The organism is Aureibaculum flavum, from assembly GCF_016406085.1.
GTDB lineage: Bacteria > Bacteroidota > Bacteroidia > Flavobacteriales > Flavobacteriaceae > Aureibaculum > Aureibaculum flavum.
Map to the genome: position 1 here is coordinate 492,631 of NZ_JAEHFJ010000003.1, position 13,474 is coordinate 506,104.

General features: G+C 31.3%; 16 protein-coding genes and 1 other RNA gene. 8 read left to right on the forward strand and 9 right to left on the reverse strand.

All coding sequences use genetic code 11. The features are described 5' to 3' along the window. Positions 1-199: 199 nt before the first annotated feature. On the reverse strand, positions 200-769 hold the full coding sequence (locus JBL43_RS08045) for a hypothetical protein (RefSeq protein WP_198840936.1): 570 nt from the start codon (positions 767-769) through the stop codon (positions 200-202). Between the two features lie 297 nt (positions 770-1,066). Between JBL43_RS08045 and JBL43_RS08050 the strand changes: the two genes are divergently transcribed. The 3 genes from JBL43_RS08050 to JBL43_RS08060 all read left to right on the forward strand — a co-directional run bounded on the left by JBL43_RS08050 (position 1,067) and on the right by JBL43_RS08060 (position 1,778). After that, entirely contained in the window at positions 1,067-1,318 is a 252-nt protein-coding gene (locus tag JBL43_RS08050) for a hypothetical protein (protein ID WP_198840937.1), read from the forward strand. An 80-nt stretch (positions 1,319-1,398) separates the two neighbouring features. Beyond that, positions 1,399-1,542, forward strand: coding sequence for a hypothetical protein (locus tag JBL43_RS08055; RefSeq protein ID WP_198840938.1), 144 nt, complete (start codon positions 1,399-1,401; stop codon positions 1,540-1,542). Continuing rightward, positions 1,539-1,778 carry a hypothetical protein gene (locus tag JBL43_RS08060; RefSeq protein WP_198840939.1) on the forward strand — a complete coding sequence of 80 codons (240 nt, stop codon included), beginning with the start codon at positions 1,539-1,541 and terminating at the stop codon, positions 1,776-1,778. The genes JBL43_RS08055 and JBL43_RS08060 overlap by 4 nt, the downstream gene beginning before the upstream one ends. Before the next feature lie 99 nt (positions 1,779-1,877). Here JBL43_RS08060 and ssrA read toward each other — a convergent pair. After that, positions 1,878-2,272, reverse strand: a transfer-messenger RNA (tmRNA) gene (gene ssrA / locus JBL43_RS08065). A gap of 106 nt (positions 2,273-2,378) precedes the next feature. Between ssrA and JBL43_RS08070 the strand changes: the two genes are divergently transcribed. Together JBL43_RS08070 and JBL43_RS08075 are read left to right on the forward strand one after the other, a co-directional pair. Then, a complete protein-coding gene (locus JBL43_RS08070; RefSeq protein WP_198840940.1) occupies positions 2,379-3,584 on the forward strand; it encodes an NAD(P)-dependent oxidoreductase in 1,206 nt (401 codons plus the stop codon). Positions 3,585-3,641: 57 nt separating this feature from the next. After that, complete coding sequence (locus JBL43_RS08075) at positions 3,642-3,863, forward strand: DUF3820 family protein (protein ID WP_233098718.1); 222 nt, start codon at positions 3,642-3,644, stop codon at positions 3,861-3,863. A 43-nt stretch (positions 3,864-3,906) separates the two neighbouring features. Here JBL43_RS08075 and JBL43_RS08080 read toward each other — a convergent pair whose 3' ends face one another. Beyond that, the gene (locus tag JBL43_RS08080; protein WP_198840941.1) at positions 3,907-4,470 is read right to left on the reverse strand and encodes a TVP38/TMEM64 family protein; all 564 of its coding nucleotides are present in this window, start codon (positions 4,468-4,470) and stop codon (positions 3,907-3,909) included. A 73-nt stretch (positions 4,471-4,543) separates the two neighbouring features. On the opposite strand from JBL43_RS08080, the gene JBL43_RS20355 reads away from it, so the two are divergent. Further along, positions 4,544-4,678: a hypothetical protein gene (locus tag JBL43_RS20355; RefSeq protein ID WP_262896264.1), complete on the forward strand. Its 135-nt coding sequence runs from the start codon at positions 4,544-4,546 to the stop codon at positions 4,676-4,678. A gap of 187 nt (positions 4,679-4,865) precedes the next feature. On the opposite strand, the gene JBL43_RS08085 is transcribed toward JBL43_RS20355, so the two are convergent. From JBL43_RS08085 to JBL43_RS08095, 3 genes are read right to left on the reverse strand one after another with little or no spacing between them, the layout of a single operon-like run. Continuing rightward, positions 4,866-6,263 (reverse strand): DUF4153 domain-containing protein, encoded by a 1,398-nt coding sequence (locus JBL43_RS08085; RefSeq protein ID WP_198840942.1) that lies wholly within the window; start codon positions 6,261-6,263, stop codon positions 4,866-4,868. Between the two features lie 53 nt (positions 6,264-6,316). Then, positions 6,317-6,616 (reverse strand): winged helix-turn-helix domain-containing protein, encoded by a 300-nt coding sequence (locus JBL43_RS08090; protein ID WP_198840943.1) that lies wholly within the window; start codon positions 6,614-6,616, stop codon positions 6,317-6,319. 3 nt (positions 6,617-6,619) lie between these two features. After that, a complete protein-coding gene (locus tag JBL43_RS08095) occupies positions 6,620-7,258 on the reverse strand; it encodes a hypothetical protein (RefSeq protein ID WP_198840944.1) in 639 nt (212 codons plus the stop codon). 101 nt (positions 7,259-7,359) lie between these two features. On the opposite strand from JBL43_RS08095, the gene JBL43_RS08100 reads away from it, so the two are divergent. Beyond that, positions 7,360-7,725, forward strand: coding sequence for a DUF1801 domain-containing protein (locus tag JBL43_RS08100; RefSeq protein WP_198840945.1), 366 nt, complete (start codon positions 7,360-7,362; stop codon positions 7,723-7,725). Positions 7,726-7,900: 175 nt separating this feature from the next. Further along, a complete protein-coding gene (locus tag JBL43_RS08105) occupies positions 7,901-10,456 on the forward strand; it encodes an adenosylcobalamin-dependent ribonucleoside-diphosphate reductase (protein WP_198840946.1) in 2,556 nt (851 codons plus the stop codon). Positions 10,457-10,529: 73 nt separating this feature from the next. Here JBL43_RS08105 and JBL43_RS08110 read toward each other — a convergent pair whose 3' ends face one another. From JBL43_RS08110 to kdsA, 3 genes are read right to left on the reverse strand one after another with little or no spacing between them, the layout of a single operon-like run. Beyond that, complete coding sequence (locus JBL43_RS08110; RefSeq protein ID WP_198840947.1) at positions 10,530-11,567, reverse strand: transglutaminase domain-containing protein; 1,038 nt, start codon at positions 11,565-11,567, stop codon at positions 10,530-10,532. A gap of 40 nt (positions 11,568-11,607) precedes the next feature. Continuing rightward, positions 11,608-12,462 (reverse strand): hypothetical protein, encoded by an 855-nt coding sequence (locus JBL43_RS08115; RefSeq protein ID WP_198840948.1) that lies wholly within the window; start codon positions 12,460-12,462, stop codon positions 11,608-11,610. A 14-nt stretch (positions 12,463-12,476) separates the two neighbouring features. Further along, positions 12,477-13,295 (reverse strand): 3-deoxy-8-phosphooctulonate synthase, encoded by an 819-nt coding sequence (kdsA, locus tag JBL43_RS08120; RefSeq protein ID WP_198840949.1) that lies wholly within the window; start codon positions 13,293-13,295, stop codon positions 12,477-12,479. Positions 13,296-13,474 lie beyond the last annotated feature (179 nt).

Consider the following 13,474-nt stretch of genomic DNA (forward strand, 5'->3'; position numbering starts at 1 on the left):
TAAAGCTATAAAGTTAATAGATAAAACACAGACCTTTTCGCTTTTAAAATATTTTTTTATGTAGCCCTTGCGTTTCCCTAAACAATACCTACTAAGAGCATGAGTTGTTTGAAGAAAAAATGTTTTAAAAGCATTTGCCTAAAACCCGATAATTAAGCCAAAATTAATGGCATATAGGTGTTGTTACCATTTGTTTTTTCTACACATAGTCTTTCAAATTCTCTCGTATTCTATTTGTATGTCCTTTTTGAAGGTCAAATAATTCAGCATAACAATCTTCCAGAATTTTAAACAGTTCACTTGCCTTTTCGGTGTTGACTGAGTCTGGACTTAATTCTGAAATTTCTCGATTTGTTGCGTTGATTTTGTTATTAATTTCCATCGCTTTGTTCTCGTCAAATTCATAGAATATATTGATATGATGATGTTCGAAATGAGGAAATGTCTTTAGTTTTTCGGCGTAAAAAGCAACCTCTTTTTGGAAGTTTTCAATTAAGGATTCGTGTTCAATTTTCCCCAATCGAAAATTCTCAAATTGTATTCGGGCTAAATTCAAAAAATTGGCATATTCCAGATAAAATTCTGATGCTTTTTTAGATGCGTTAATTTTTTCCTTCCACAAATAGGTTTTTAATTCTCTTTTGTAACGTTTCTTCTCCAATACAACGTCAAAGATACTTCTTCCAATCCAGCCTGTTGCTCCGAAAATCGCTCCGATAGCAAGTCCGCCAATTGCTGGGTAATCTCTTAAAAAGCAAAAAATGTCCATTTTAATTTCTTTTATTTGGCTGATTGTTTTTAAATAAATGGTAACAATTGTATAAACGTATTGCGTTTATATCCGCTATCGTTACTATAAGAAACTAAATGAGCATTATTTGTAAATAGATTGCTTTAACAGATTCAATTTAGCGACCACCTATCAAATATATAAAAATTCATTTAAAATACTGTTAAATAGGAGTTTGAAATGACAATAATTTAAACAAACAATTATATTTGATAGTATTAAGAATTGGTTCAAATTGAAACAATCACTAATTCGTTTGTTTTATAGTTTTGTAAAATGAACTTTACAAAATACTTTAGTCTTATTGTAAAACAAAATGGTGTACCACATTTAAATAATGACCAATTCCGTCGATTTATGAATATTGTTAGTGTTGAAGCAAAAATTGAGGAACTTCAAAGTCTAAATTTTAATAGCCCCGTTATTTTTAAAAATATTGAAATGAAAAAAAATAAATTATCAAGACTCACAAAAGACCAAACTCCTAAAGAATTACTCAAGCAAATGGTTGCGTTATCAACAAAATAAATTTAACTGTTTAATAAGATGTTTTTTTTATATAATTAGTATATTAAGTAATTCTTATATTAGAGGTTCAATTCTTAATTATGAAAGGAACTCCAGCACCAAAAGGAAGTTGTAAAGAGCCTAGAAACACTAACAGTTTTGATGATTTTGGCAAATACACTTTAATTTATGGATTAATCTTCGCTGTAATAGGGTTAATACTAAAATACTTTAATATTATATGACCTTATACGAATACTTATTATTAGAAGAACAACAGCAATATAATTCTATATGGGATATTGGTATTTATCTAGATACAGTTAATGAAGATAACTATAAAATAAACATTTATGCTATTGATATGTTTTTTGTTGAAGTTGTTTATAACGCTCAATCAAACAAGATAATTGAGAACAGAGCCTTTAAAGAAGGGCATAGATTAGATAAATACTCTCTTAATTTTAAAACGAAATATTGATAATTTATTGACGTTATTTAACTTACAATACAATAATCGTACAAATTTTAAAAGTAAAAAACCTCAACTAATTGTAAAACAATGTGTTGAGGTTTTAATTTGTGGAGACGGAGGGACTCGAACCCTCGTCCAAACAAGCAACTAAAGTGCTTTCTACATGCATAGTCATCGTTTAATTTTCGTCCAAAAGCTGACCGACAACCGCCCACTTTTAGCTTATCTTCTTTAGTTTCAAAACACTAGCGAAGTATAGCATTTCTATGTCAATTTTTACGATGTCTCAAACTTGAACGCCATTAACAAAGGCTGTCAGGAGACATAAAGCTTCTCTACCTAGTAGAGACGAGGCTAAATCCTACTGTAATTCGGATTATGCAGCTAAAGCGTAGTTATTCTCGCCGTTTAAAGTGTTGAAATTGAGTTTTACGAGTACTATTTCATTGCTCGACATGCTTACAGTTCAATTGGTCTTGCTGTCAAAACCAGTCGCCCCCAAATTATTATTTAATTTACAAAGATAGTTATAATTTTGAAATCAAAACTTGTTAAATACCTTATTTCATAATACCTTGCAACAAAATCTGTACCAAAACCTAACATATGAAGTTTGCTATAATAAAAGAAGTTAAAAGTCCGCCAGATCGTCGTGTGGTTTTATCGCCTAAGGCTTGTTGTCAGTTATTAGAAACATACCCAAATGCAGAAGTGGTTGTTCAATCTTCTGATATTAGAGTCTTTAAAGATGAAGAATATAGAGCATTAGGTATTAAGGTTTCTGAAGATGTTTCAGATTGTGATGTGATGTTGGGTGTAAAAGAAGCTACCATTGATAGTTTAATTGCCAATAAATCTTATTTTTTCTTCTCTCATACTATAAAAAAACAACCTTATAACAGAACGTTGTTAAATGCCATTCTCGATAAAAATATTACTTTTTATGATCATGAAACGGTTACTGATAGCCGTGGGAATCGATTAATAGGTTTTGGATATTACGCTGGAATTGTAGGAGCCTATAATGCTATCAGAGCATATGGTCTTAAATTTGGAGGTATAAATTTGCCAAATGCAGACAGTTTAAAAGATGGTAAAGAATTAGAGGAAGAATTACAGAAAATTAAAGTCCCTGCAATTAAAATTGTGGTAACGGGTACAGGTAAAGTAGGTACAGGTGTAAAAGAAATTTTAGAGATATTAAAAATTAAAGAAGTTTCAGTTAATGACTATTTAGAAAAGGAATTTAATGAACCTGTATATGTGCAATTAGATGCATTAGATTATAATGCACGCAAAGACGGACAGGAATTAGATAAATATGATTTTTTCGAAAATCCGAGTGATTACGAATCAACATTTATGCGTTTTGCAGCAGTAAGTGACTTATATATTGCTGCCCATTTTTATGGTGAAGGAGCTCCTTATATAATTACACATGACAACACAAAAACGGATACTTTTAACATAAAAGTAATTGCAGATATTAGTTGCGATATTGATGGTCCGGTTGCACCAACTATCCGACCTTCTACAATTGCTGATCCAGTTTATGGGTATAATCCTGAAACGAGTCAAGAAATTGATTATAAAGATGCTAAGGCTATAGTTGTAATGGCAGTAGATAATTTGCCTTGCGAATTACCTGATAATGCGAGTCGCGGATTTGGAAACATGTTTTTAAAAGATGTAATTCCGGCATTTTTTAATGATGATAAAGAGGGTGTTTTACAGCGAGCAAAAATGACCGAGAACGGTAAGCTCACTGAAAATTTTAAATACCTTCAAGATTACGTTGACGGTAAAGAATAAAATACAAATTAATTGTCCCCTCGAGGGGACTTTAGGGGTGTCTAGGCACTAAATATAATGCAAGACAAACAATTTCTTATTGATTTAGCCAATACTAAAATGCCATATGGTAAATTTAAAGGGAGAGACCTTATAGATTTGCCAGAGCATTATATCGTTTGGTATCATGCCAAAGGTTTTCCTAAAGGTAAATTAGGGATGATGCTCGGCTTGGTATATGAATTAAAACTAAATGGTTTAGAACATTTGGTAAAGGAGATTAAAAGGAGGGATAGTTAATAGGGGCTAAAAAGGCAAGTTTTACATTGTTTTTTACTAATAATCAGAATAGTTTTAAGATTCCTTCTCCTAAAAAAATATAACAAGCAACGAGAATTGATTCCCCTATAAAAATTGCTGAAATGTATTTTAAAAAGTTCATTCGAATTGAGCCTGCAATATAGCAAATCAAGTCTGTTGGGACTAAAGGGAAAAAAGACCAACCGAGAACTACCCAAAAACCGTGTTTGTCTAATTTTTCTATTATTTTGGTTTTTTTTGCATTATGTTTTTGACCAAAAAGCTTACCAAATTCTAAGAACTTGGAGGCAAAATAGAGGTAAATGGCAGTAGTCATTATTCCAAACATGGAGATCCAAAATACAGTCCAAGGTGATTCTGGAAAAAGCAAAACGCCAGCAAAAATAAATGGAGTAGATGGAAGTAGAAATAAACCGCGGATTAGACAAATTCCAATATAGGTTGAAAATATTTTTGTTGAATTTTCTTTTACAAAGGCAGAAAGCGAGTTGTGCGTAAACCTCTCCGGATATAAAAAGAATAAGGTTAACCCAATAAGTACAAGGGCTACCCAAAAAATTCTAAGATAAATTTTTGTCTTTTTCAATTACTATCAATTAATTTTATTCTTGTCCAAATTAAAAAACCATATCCAGGCAAACATTGCTGTTATATAGGCAATGCCAAGAATAACATTTGCCGCCATAAAACCTGACATAACCGTAAATATTAAACAGAATGAAAAAGATAAAATTGCATACAATGGAAAAAATTTCTTACCTATTTTAGGTATTGGATTTTTTTTTCCAAGATAGTAAAAGGGAACAATGGTAAAACCTACGCCTAGTATAATAAGAATAAAACTTACGAATAGACAAATAGGTAGAAAAGGGAGAGCGTCTGAAATTCGCCCTTCATTTAAACAAAGTATAGCGAAGTAGAGTAAAGATACAGCTAAGAGTGCTGACTTAAAGGCCGTTTTTATTGTTCGTAAACTGACATTCATGGCTTAAGTATTAAATTATCAAAAACGAGTTCTTGCCAATTATTGTCTTGTAAATTTTTACAATACTGATTGTATTTATGTGTTATTTGATTTTGAGCTGATATAGGTGGTTCGTTTGTAATAACATCTACATATTCTTTTAGTATAAGAGTATTGTTATCTGATAGGCCTATCAAATAATCAAAATCTATATTTTCTGCATATTGGGTGTTATATTTTGTAATCAGTTTATCCCAATTTATTGTAGTTGAGATTAATAATACAGCAAATCCGATGCTGATATTTTTACGACAAAGAAACCAGAAATTATAGGTAGCATATACTTTTATAAAAGTGGTTATTAAACCAATAATTGATAATAATAAATATATAAAAACACCTATTCTTTTATAGGTTAAACCATGGAAGCTTACATAGAGATAGTTTTTGTAAGTCGTAACCAAAATAAGTACGATGTTTAAACCAATCCATAGCGTGGTTAACACTTTTAAGTTTTTGTTTTTCTTATAAAAGTTGAGGTTTCCTCTAAAAAAGTACAGTATAATCCCAATGGCGAAGACAATGGAGGTAATCAATGCGTAGATGCCTTCATGGACGGTTCTAGATAGGTCAGAAGCATTTAAATCTGTTAAATGTGATAAATAGATTGTGTCTGTAACTAAGAAGAATAGAATAAGCATATTTAAAAGCACGAGTAGAATGATTCCCAATTGGTTCTCTTGACCCAAGTTTTCGCTAGATTGTGGTTTTATGTCATCTTTGTTGAGATTATTAGCTGTTATTAAGTCGAAAGCTGTAGCGGATTCAATTGTAATTGGATTGGTAATGTTTAACAGTAAAAAATAGCCTAATGTGGTAAATAAAATCCACTGAAAGTTGATAAAGCTAAAGTCTATTTTATTTAAAAGTTCATCAAAATAGGGATTAGCACTTCGGTATAGGATTACAAAAACGAGCAATACTATTGTCGGTATTCCAATCATTTTTAACCAATAAACATAATCGATGCTTTTCTTTTTTACGGCTTCTGTCTCCTCTAAGAAACGATTGTAATACATGGAGAAACCCGAAGCAATAGAAGAGAAAAAGCCATTTAGCAGTTGAATGTAAACGGAGGAGTGTACTTCACTTAAGGTTCCTAAAAGATAAAAGAAGGCAATAATGCTCGATATTATACTTAATGTAGTGTTATAAATAAAGACAAAGGTTGCGGTTGCTAAAAAAACGAGTGCAGCTGTAAGCACCTTTATTGTTTTAAATTGCTTGGTATTAAATATAAAGAGTAGTGCTATTGTAAGCGTTGAGAATAGTAGGAAATTTAAACCAATATTCTGCTTAAAGAATAATAAGCTAAAGATTAGTGAGCTGGCGATTAATGGAATATTTTTGTTCATGTTTTTTATATTTTAAAAGCACTTTGAAATACAAAGTAATTAGGTAAAAAATTTTAAGGTTTATTATTAATGATACGTTCTAAGGCAGCTAAATGTTTTTTGAATTCTAATGTACCTAAATGTGTTGCGTTATATTTAGTATTGGTTTTTTTACCAATAAATGATTTTCTTATTTTAATGTATTCTGCTCTTTCTAATGCTTTAATATGACTCGCTAAATTACCATCGGTAACATCAAGTAAATCTTTTAGTGTATTAAAGTCGAGGGTGTCATTAACCATTAAAGCAGACATAATTCCTAGTCTGATTCTATGATCAAAGAGTTTGTTTATATTTTTAATTAGGTCTTTCACTTTTTAGTTTCTCTCTATTTTAAAATACATCAATGCACCATAGATAATATGTAGAATGCCAAATCCGAGTATCCAAAATAACAATCCATTTCCAAAAAACACCAAGGCTAATAAGCCTAATAATATTTCTAATACTCCTAAAAATCGGACTTGACTTAATGTGTATTTGCTCGCATTTATTAAGGCTAATCCATAGAATATAAGAGCAGCTGGTGCAGCAATACCATAAATGCCTCTTTCAATTAAAAGAAAGATAAATACTCCACCAGTTATCATTGGTATTGCAAAGCTACTAATAAGTTGACGAGAAGCCGGTGTCCAAATGTTTTCATTATTCTTTTTCGCTTTTTTCTTTGTTAAAACATAGCCAGTTATCGCTGATAAAAATGCAACAATTAAAGCAAGTCCTATCAGTGAGTTTTTTAGTGAACCAAGTATTGTATAGTTTGTTTTTAGAATTTCAGTAGAGTAATCAAAATTATAATTAACATCTTCTAATAACTTGTAGGCAATAAATGCACCAAGTAATGCATAGGTTCCTGCCAATATACCTGAGAGTCCACTTAATGAAATAAACCGAGTTGAACGGTTCATAATATCCTTAATCTCCGAGATGTCTTTTAAATAATCTTTTTCATTCATAATAAAAGTACTTTGAAATGCAAAGGTAATGGAATATTTGAAATGTGCAAGAATTTATTTACTTTGTAATCATTAAATTGGATTAATTGATTTGTTGAATTATGAACCCAGCAGAAAACTACATTTTAAATCAACCAGAACCTTATCGTTCTATGGTATTACACTTGCAGGTAATTATTGAGAATACTATTTCAGAGGTCGATTTAAAATACAAATACAGAATTCCCTTTTATTACATATACAATAGACCGTTTTGTTATATGAATGTAAGTAAAAAGGAGCAATTTGTAGATTTAGGCTTTTGGAATGGCAGTAATTTAACGGTTCATTTAGAGAATTTGACAACGGCCAATCGTAAAGTAATAAAGTCATTACGATATTTATCATTGGATGAAATTGATGAAACTATTTTAATAAATGTACTAAAAGATGCTTATTCAGTTAAGGATAAAATGTTTAACCATTAACATTTAAAGCATAGCAATAATTGCTGAATAATTTACCTAAAAAAAATCACTTTTTAGATATTAATTCTCTAAAAAGTTTTCAACCTCTCATTGTTATTAAAATTCAAAACCTATTCAGGAACATGTAAATTTCTAGTTTAATTTTGGCAACTCTAATTATCAATAAAAACCGATTATGTCTGTAGAAATTACCAAAACCAAAGCTGAAATTTATGATTATCAAGAAGTTTTAGAAGCTTCATTAGCCTATTTTAAAGGGGATGAACTAGCCGCTACTACTTGGATAAACAAGTATTGTCTCAAAGACAAAACTGGAAACTATAAGGAGAGATCTCCTGATGAGATGCATTTACGTATGGCAGAAGAATTTGGTAGAATTGAAAAAAATTATATTCCTACAGACAACGTTTCAGATAATTTATCTACATATGGAAAAGCGAGAAAACCATTAACTACTGAAAAAATATATGATCTTTTTAAAGATTTTAAATATGTAATTCCACAAGGAAGTGTAATGTTTGGTTTAGGTAATAAAGAAGTAATTGCTTCACTTTCTAACTGTATTGTGGTACCATCAGTAGTAGATTCATATGGAGGTGTTTGTTATACCGATCAACAGTTAGCACAATTATTTAAAAGACGATGTGGAGTAGGAGTAGATTTATCTGAGTTACGGCCAAAAGATGCTTTGGTATCAAATGCGGCAGGAACAACTACAGGAGCCGTATCTTTTATGGATAGGTTTTCAAATACAACACGCGAAGTTGCTCAGAATGGTCGTCGTGGTGCGTTAATGTTAACCATGGATGTTGCACATCCAGATATTGAAGATTTTATTACCATTAAACAAGACCTAACTAAGATAACAGGTGCAAATATTTCTATCAGATTATCTGATGCTTTTATGAATGCTGTAGTAAACAATACAAAATTCACATTGCAATGGCCTATCGAAAGTTCAGAACCAAAATATACCAAAGAAATTGATGCAAATGAATTATGGGAAAAAATTATAACATGTGCTCATAATTCAGCTGAACCAGGATTGATATTTTGGGATAGGCAGCATCACTATTCTACATCATCAGTCTATCCTGAATTCAAAAATAGTTCTACAAATCCATGTTCTGAAATTGCAATGCAAGGTGGTGATAGTTGTCGTTTAATTGCAGTTAATTTGTTCAGTTTTGTAGAAGATCCTTATACAAAAAAAGCAAAATTCAATTTTAAAAAATTCTACGAGGTTGTATATGAATCACAACGCTTAATGGATGATTTAGTTGATTTAGAATTGGAGGCTGCAGATAAAATTTTAGCAAAAATTGAAGCAGATCCTGAACCTGATCATATCAAACGAACAGAAAGAGAAATTTGGGAATTATTGTCAGAAACTGGTAAAAAAGGAAGAAGAACTGGTCTAGGTTTTACTGCTTTAGCAGATGCTATTGCCGCTTTGGGAATTAAATTTGACACAGATGAAGCTTTATCTGTGGTTGATGCCATAATGAAGAAAAAATTCGTAGCTGAATTTGATAGTAGTATTGATATGGCCATAAACAGAGGTCAATTTGAAGTGTTTAACAGAAACATTGAAGATACATCTGAATTTGTTCAAATGATGAGTAATGAGTTTCCTGATTTGTATGATAGAATGATGCAAAATGGTAGAAGAAATATTTCAATTAGTACGGTGGCTCCAACGGGTTCATTAAGTATGTTGGCACAAGTATCATCAGGTATAGAACCTGTGTACATGCTATCTTATGTACGTCGTAGAAAAGTGAATACCAATGACGAAAATTCTAAAGTAGATTTTGTAGATGAATTAGGAGACGCTTTTGAAGAATTTACAGTTTATCATAAAAAGTTTGAAACTTGGATGAACACCACAGGTAAAACTGATGTTAAAGACAGTCCATATGCCGGTGCAACTGCCCCTGAAATTGACTGGAACAAACGTGTTGAAATGCAGGCTTTGGTTCAAAAATATACCACGCATTCGATTAGTTCAACTATTAATTTGGCATCAGATGTTACTGTTGATAAAGTTGGAGATATTTATGTTGAATCTTGGAAGCAAGGCTTAAAAGGTATTACCGTATATAGAGATGGTTCAAGAAGTGGTATTTTGGTATCAACAGATGAAAAAAGCGAAGAAAAAAAGGAAGGATATAAAGAAGATACTATAGTTGCTAAAAGACCAGATAGAATTGAAGCTGAAATTATTAGATTCCACAATGAATCAGAAAAATGGTTGGCCGTTATTGGTTTAATTGATGGAAAACCTTACGAAATTTTTACAGGAAAAATGAAAGATGCCTTTAACCTACCACAATGGGTTGAGAAAGGTTGGGTAATAAAAAATAGAGATGAACAAGACGAAGCTAGATACGATTTTCAATATATAGATAGTGATGGCTATAAAACAACTATTGAAGGATTGTCTAGATCTTTCAACAAAGAATTTTGGAACTATGCCAAATTACTTTCTGGTGTGTTACGTCATGGTATGCCAATGCCATATGTAGTTGATTTAATTCAGAATCTAAATTTATATGACGATCACATCAATACATGGAAAAATGGTGTTGCACGAGCTTTAAAACGCTTTATACCTAAAGATGCCATAGTAAAGGATAAAAAATGTAGCGAATGTGGAGATCCAGAAGGGTTGGTTTTTGAAGAAGGTTGTTTAAAATGCAAAAGTTGCGGAATGTCTAAGTGTGGATAGGTAAATAACTAATAATATTCAAATCCCAAATTACACATGATTCAGTTGTAATTTGGGATTTTTTTTATAAGATTTATTTCAGTTTTACAAAGTATTCTAAAATAGGTCTTTGATTGACGAAAATGTACAATTCAGAATCGCTAGTTTTTGTAAATGAAATGTTAAAAGTACATTGATCACTATTGCAATCAGGTTCAATTTTTTTACTATATCTATCGCCCTTAAACGCATAAAACAAATTAATATTTTCAGGTAAGTGTCCCATTAAAAACACAATATCTGTCTTAGTTGCTTCTTCAAGAACACCAAATTTTGGTGAAATTAATTTCAATTTATTAAGAAAAAAAGAATTTTTATAAATGGGTTTGCTATAAAATTGCTTTAATGTCAGTTTTGATTCAGTTAGTAACCATTCGGTTTCAGAAGGGTAATGGGTTAAAGCAAATTGATCAGGGTCAGAAAAAAAATAGAAATCGTCAAATTGCGAAAACCATTTGTTACCATAGGTATAGCCTGCACCCCAAGTAGCATCAATCAAATACCATTTTTCATCAATTCTGACGGCATTCCATGCATGATTTTCTGCTTCTGGAATTGTATTAATATCACTAACATCACCTTTGGCATATCCCCCAATTAATTTACATTCAATACCTAAGTATTCTGAAACTTCTTTAAATGTTTGGGCATAACCTTCACAAATTGCTTTTTTGGTCTCAAGTGTTTTATGGACAATTGAATTGTTTATAGCCTTCATTTTACGGTTAAAATCCGTTTTAGAGGTGTAACTGAAACCAATTTCAGTCTGTCCTTTAGCATAGGAAGTCATGTCATATTTAATTGTAATACATAGCCAAGTATAGAGGGCTCTAATTCTATCTTTTTTCGTCGTAAAATCTTTCAGAATTTGTTCCGCTAAAGCCGCCGAGCTTTTGTAATCTGAGCTATAGCTTCTTACTCTTGCGTCAACAGCATCATATTCATGCGTCATGGTTTTTGTGGAAGTAATTGGAGAATGGATATTATTCATTTGTCCAGCAATATCAAATTGCTGAGCATAGTTTTTGTTTATAAACAAAAACAGCAACAGGTATAGTGTTATGTTTCTCACAATAAACTATATAACAACATTTTAGCTAAAAAATTGTAATCTATAACTTAAAAATCCCTCCTAGAGATATTACTCTTTGAAGGTAAAAAAATGATTGAGAAGCACTATCAGCATTGCTTTTAGTAGTTCTAATATTATTCATATCAATAAATCCTCCTTTTACATCACCTCTAATATAGAAATATTTAAAGAAATTAAGATGTAATCCTGCACTTAATGCAACACCATATCCAGAAATATGAAAATCGTCATGGCGTTCTTTTGATAAAAGCGTAGCATTGGTTTTAGGGTATAACACACCAGCACCAATTCCTTCCGTAATATTTACTTGAAAAACATCCGTATTTTTAATATTGAAAAGAGAGGAAATATCATCAAATCTCGAAAATTCAGAATAGATAAAGTTTAAACCGTCTGTATGTTCAAATTTTAGAAAATCTTCTGTTAATTGAATAGGAACGTTGTTATATAAGCCATTAAAAACAGCTCCAGGTTCCGTAATTGGCATATTTATGTCACCATCAATTTGTGCAGTTTGATTTTGGGTCATCACATACTTCATATGATCTAGACCAATAGCAACCGTATAATGTTCATTAATAAAATATCCAATTTTCGCATTAGTCTGAGGAATGGTCATCCGTCCAGGGTTAATATAGTCAATATGCCAACCTTTAGGCTTATCGTGCGATTTTACATCCGTTAGTGTAAAGTCATAATCAGCCCCTTTAAAAGTGATGTCTGAGTTCGTAAATGAAGTTCTATTACCACCCCAACTTACAAAAAACTTCCCTTTATTACTAGCGGTATATCTTGTAGGTTTTATTTCTTGTGCTAAAAGACTTAATGTTATTAAAGATAAAATAATACTTAGAAAAAATCTAGTTTTAAACATTACGGTATTTCTAATTATAGTGAATTTATTGTTTTTCTTATAGCCACTAGGTTGGTAAGTAGTTTTTCTAAATGATCTAGATGTAACATATTAGCACCGTCAGATTTGGCATTAGCTGGATCAAAATGAGTTTCTAAAAATAATCCGTCAACCCCTGTTGCAATACCAGCTCGTGCAATAGTTTCGATCATGTCCGGTCTACCACCAGTTACACCTGAAGTTTGATTTGGTTGTTGTAATGAATGCGTTACATCTAAAATAGTGGTTCCGAATTCTTTCATTGTAGGAATTCCTCTAAAATCAACAATCATATCTTGATACCCAAACATGGTACCTCTATCGGTTATCATAACTTTTTCATTACCGCTATCAATCACTTTATTTACAGCATGTTTCATGCTTTCTGCACTCATAAATTGTCCTTTTTTCAAATTGACAACCTTACCTGTTTTTGCAGCAGCAACGACTAAATCCGTTTGACGAACTAAAAATGCGGGAATTTGTAAGACATCAACAAATTGAGCAGCGAGATAAGCATCACCACTTTCATGTATGTCAGTTACTGTTGGTACGCCAAAAGTTTTACTTACTTTTTGAAGTATTTTTAAGGCTTTTTCATCTCCAATGCCACTAAAACTATCTACTCTAGAACGGTTAGCCTTTTTAAAACTACCTTTAAAAATAAAGGGAATTTCTAGCTTATCAGTTACTGAAATAATTTTTTCAGCTATTCGTAAAGCCATCTCTTCGCCCTCAATGGCACATGGCCCAGCCAATAAAAAAAAGTTGTTACTATTTGTGTGTTTAATATTGGGAATAACAGAAATATCCATGCGTTAAAATTTATTGCAAAAGTACAATATTTTACGCTTTTCTTAACATGAGAAATAGTAAATGAAAATTACTTTTGTCAATTGAGTTAATGATAAAATGTTATGAGATAAAATGCGTTATTAAAGTGTTATATTTTACCATTTGAAGAAAGTTTATTAAAATTAAGTCAATTAAGGAT

Coding starts and splice junctions, on each gene's coding strand:
- JBL43_RS08045 (WP_198840936.1), bottom strand. CDS start 769: ATGGACATTTTTTGCTTTTTAAGAGATTACCCAGCAATTGGCGGACTT.
- JBL43_RS08050 (WP_198840937.1), top strand. CDS start 1,067: ATGAACTTTACAAAATACTTTAGTCTTATTGTAAAACAAAATGGTGTA.
- JBL43_RS08055 (WP_198840938.1), top strand. CDS start 1,399: ATGAAAGGAACTCCAGCACCAAAAGGAAGTTGTAAAGAGCCTAGAAAC.
- JBL43_RS08060 (WP_198840939.1), top strand. CDS start 1,539: ATGACCTTATACGAATACTTATTATTAGAAGAACAACAGCAATATAAT.
- JBL43_RS08070 (WP_198840940.1), top strand. CDS start 2,379: ATGAAGTTTGCTATAATAAAAGAAGTTAAAAGTCCGCCAGATCGTCGT.
- JBL43_RS08075 (WP_233098718.1), top strand. CDS start 3,642: ATGCAAGACAAACAATTTCTTATTGATTTAGCCAATACTAAAATGCCA.
- JBL43_RS20355 (WP_262896264.1), top strand. CDS start 4,544: ATGCCAAGAATAACATTTGCCGCCATAAAACCTGACATAACCGTAAAT.
- JBL43_RS08085 (WP_198840942.1), bottom strand. CDS start 6,263: ATGAACAAAAATATTCCATTAATCGCCAGCTCACTAATCTTTAGCTTA.
- JBL43_RS08095 (WP_198840944.1), bottom strand. CDS start 7,258: ATGAATGAAAAAGATTATTTAAAAGACATCTCGGAGATTAAGGATATT.
- JBL43_RS08100 (WP_198840945.1), top strand. CDS start 7,360: ATGAACCCAGCAGAAAACTACATTTTAAATCAACCAGAACCTTATCGT.
- JBL43_RS08105 (WP_198840946.1), top strand. CDS start 7,901: ATGTCTGTAGAAATTACCAAAACCAAAGCTGAAATTTATGATTATCAA.
- JBL43_RS08115 (WP_198840948.1), bottom strand. CDS start 12,462: ATGTTTAAAACTAGATTTTTTCTAAGTATTATTTTATCTTTAATAACA.
- kdsA (WP_198840949.1), bottom strand. CDS start 13,295: ATGGATATTTCTGTTATTCCCAATATTAAACACACAAATAGTAACAAC.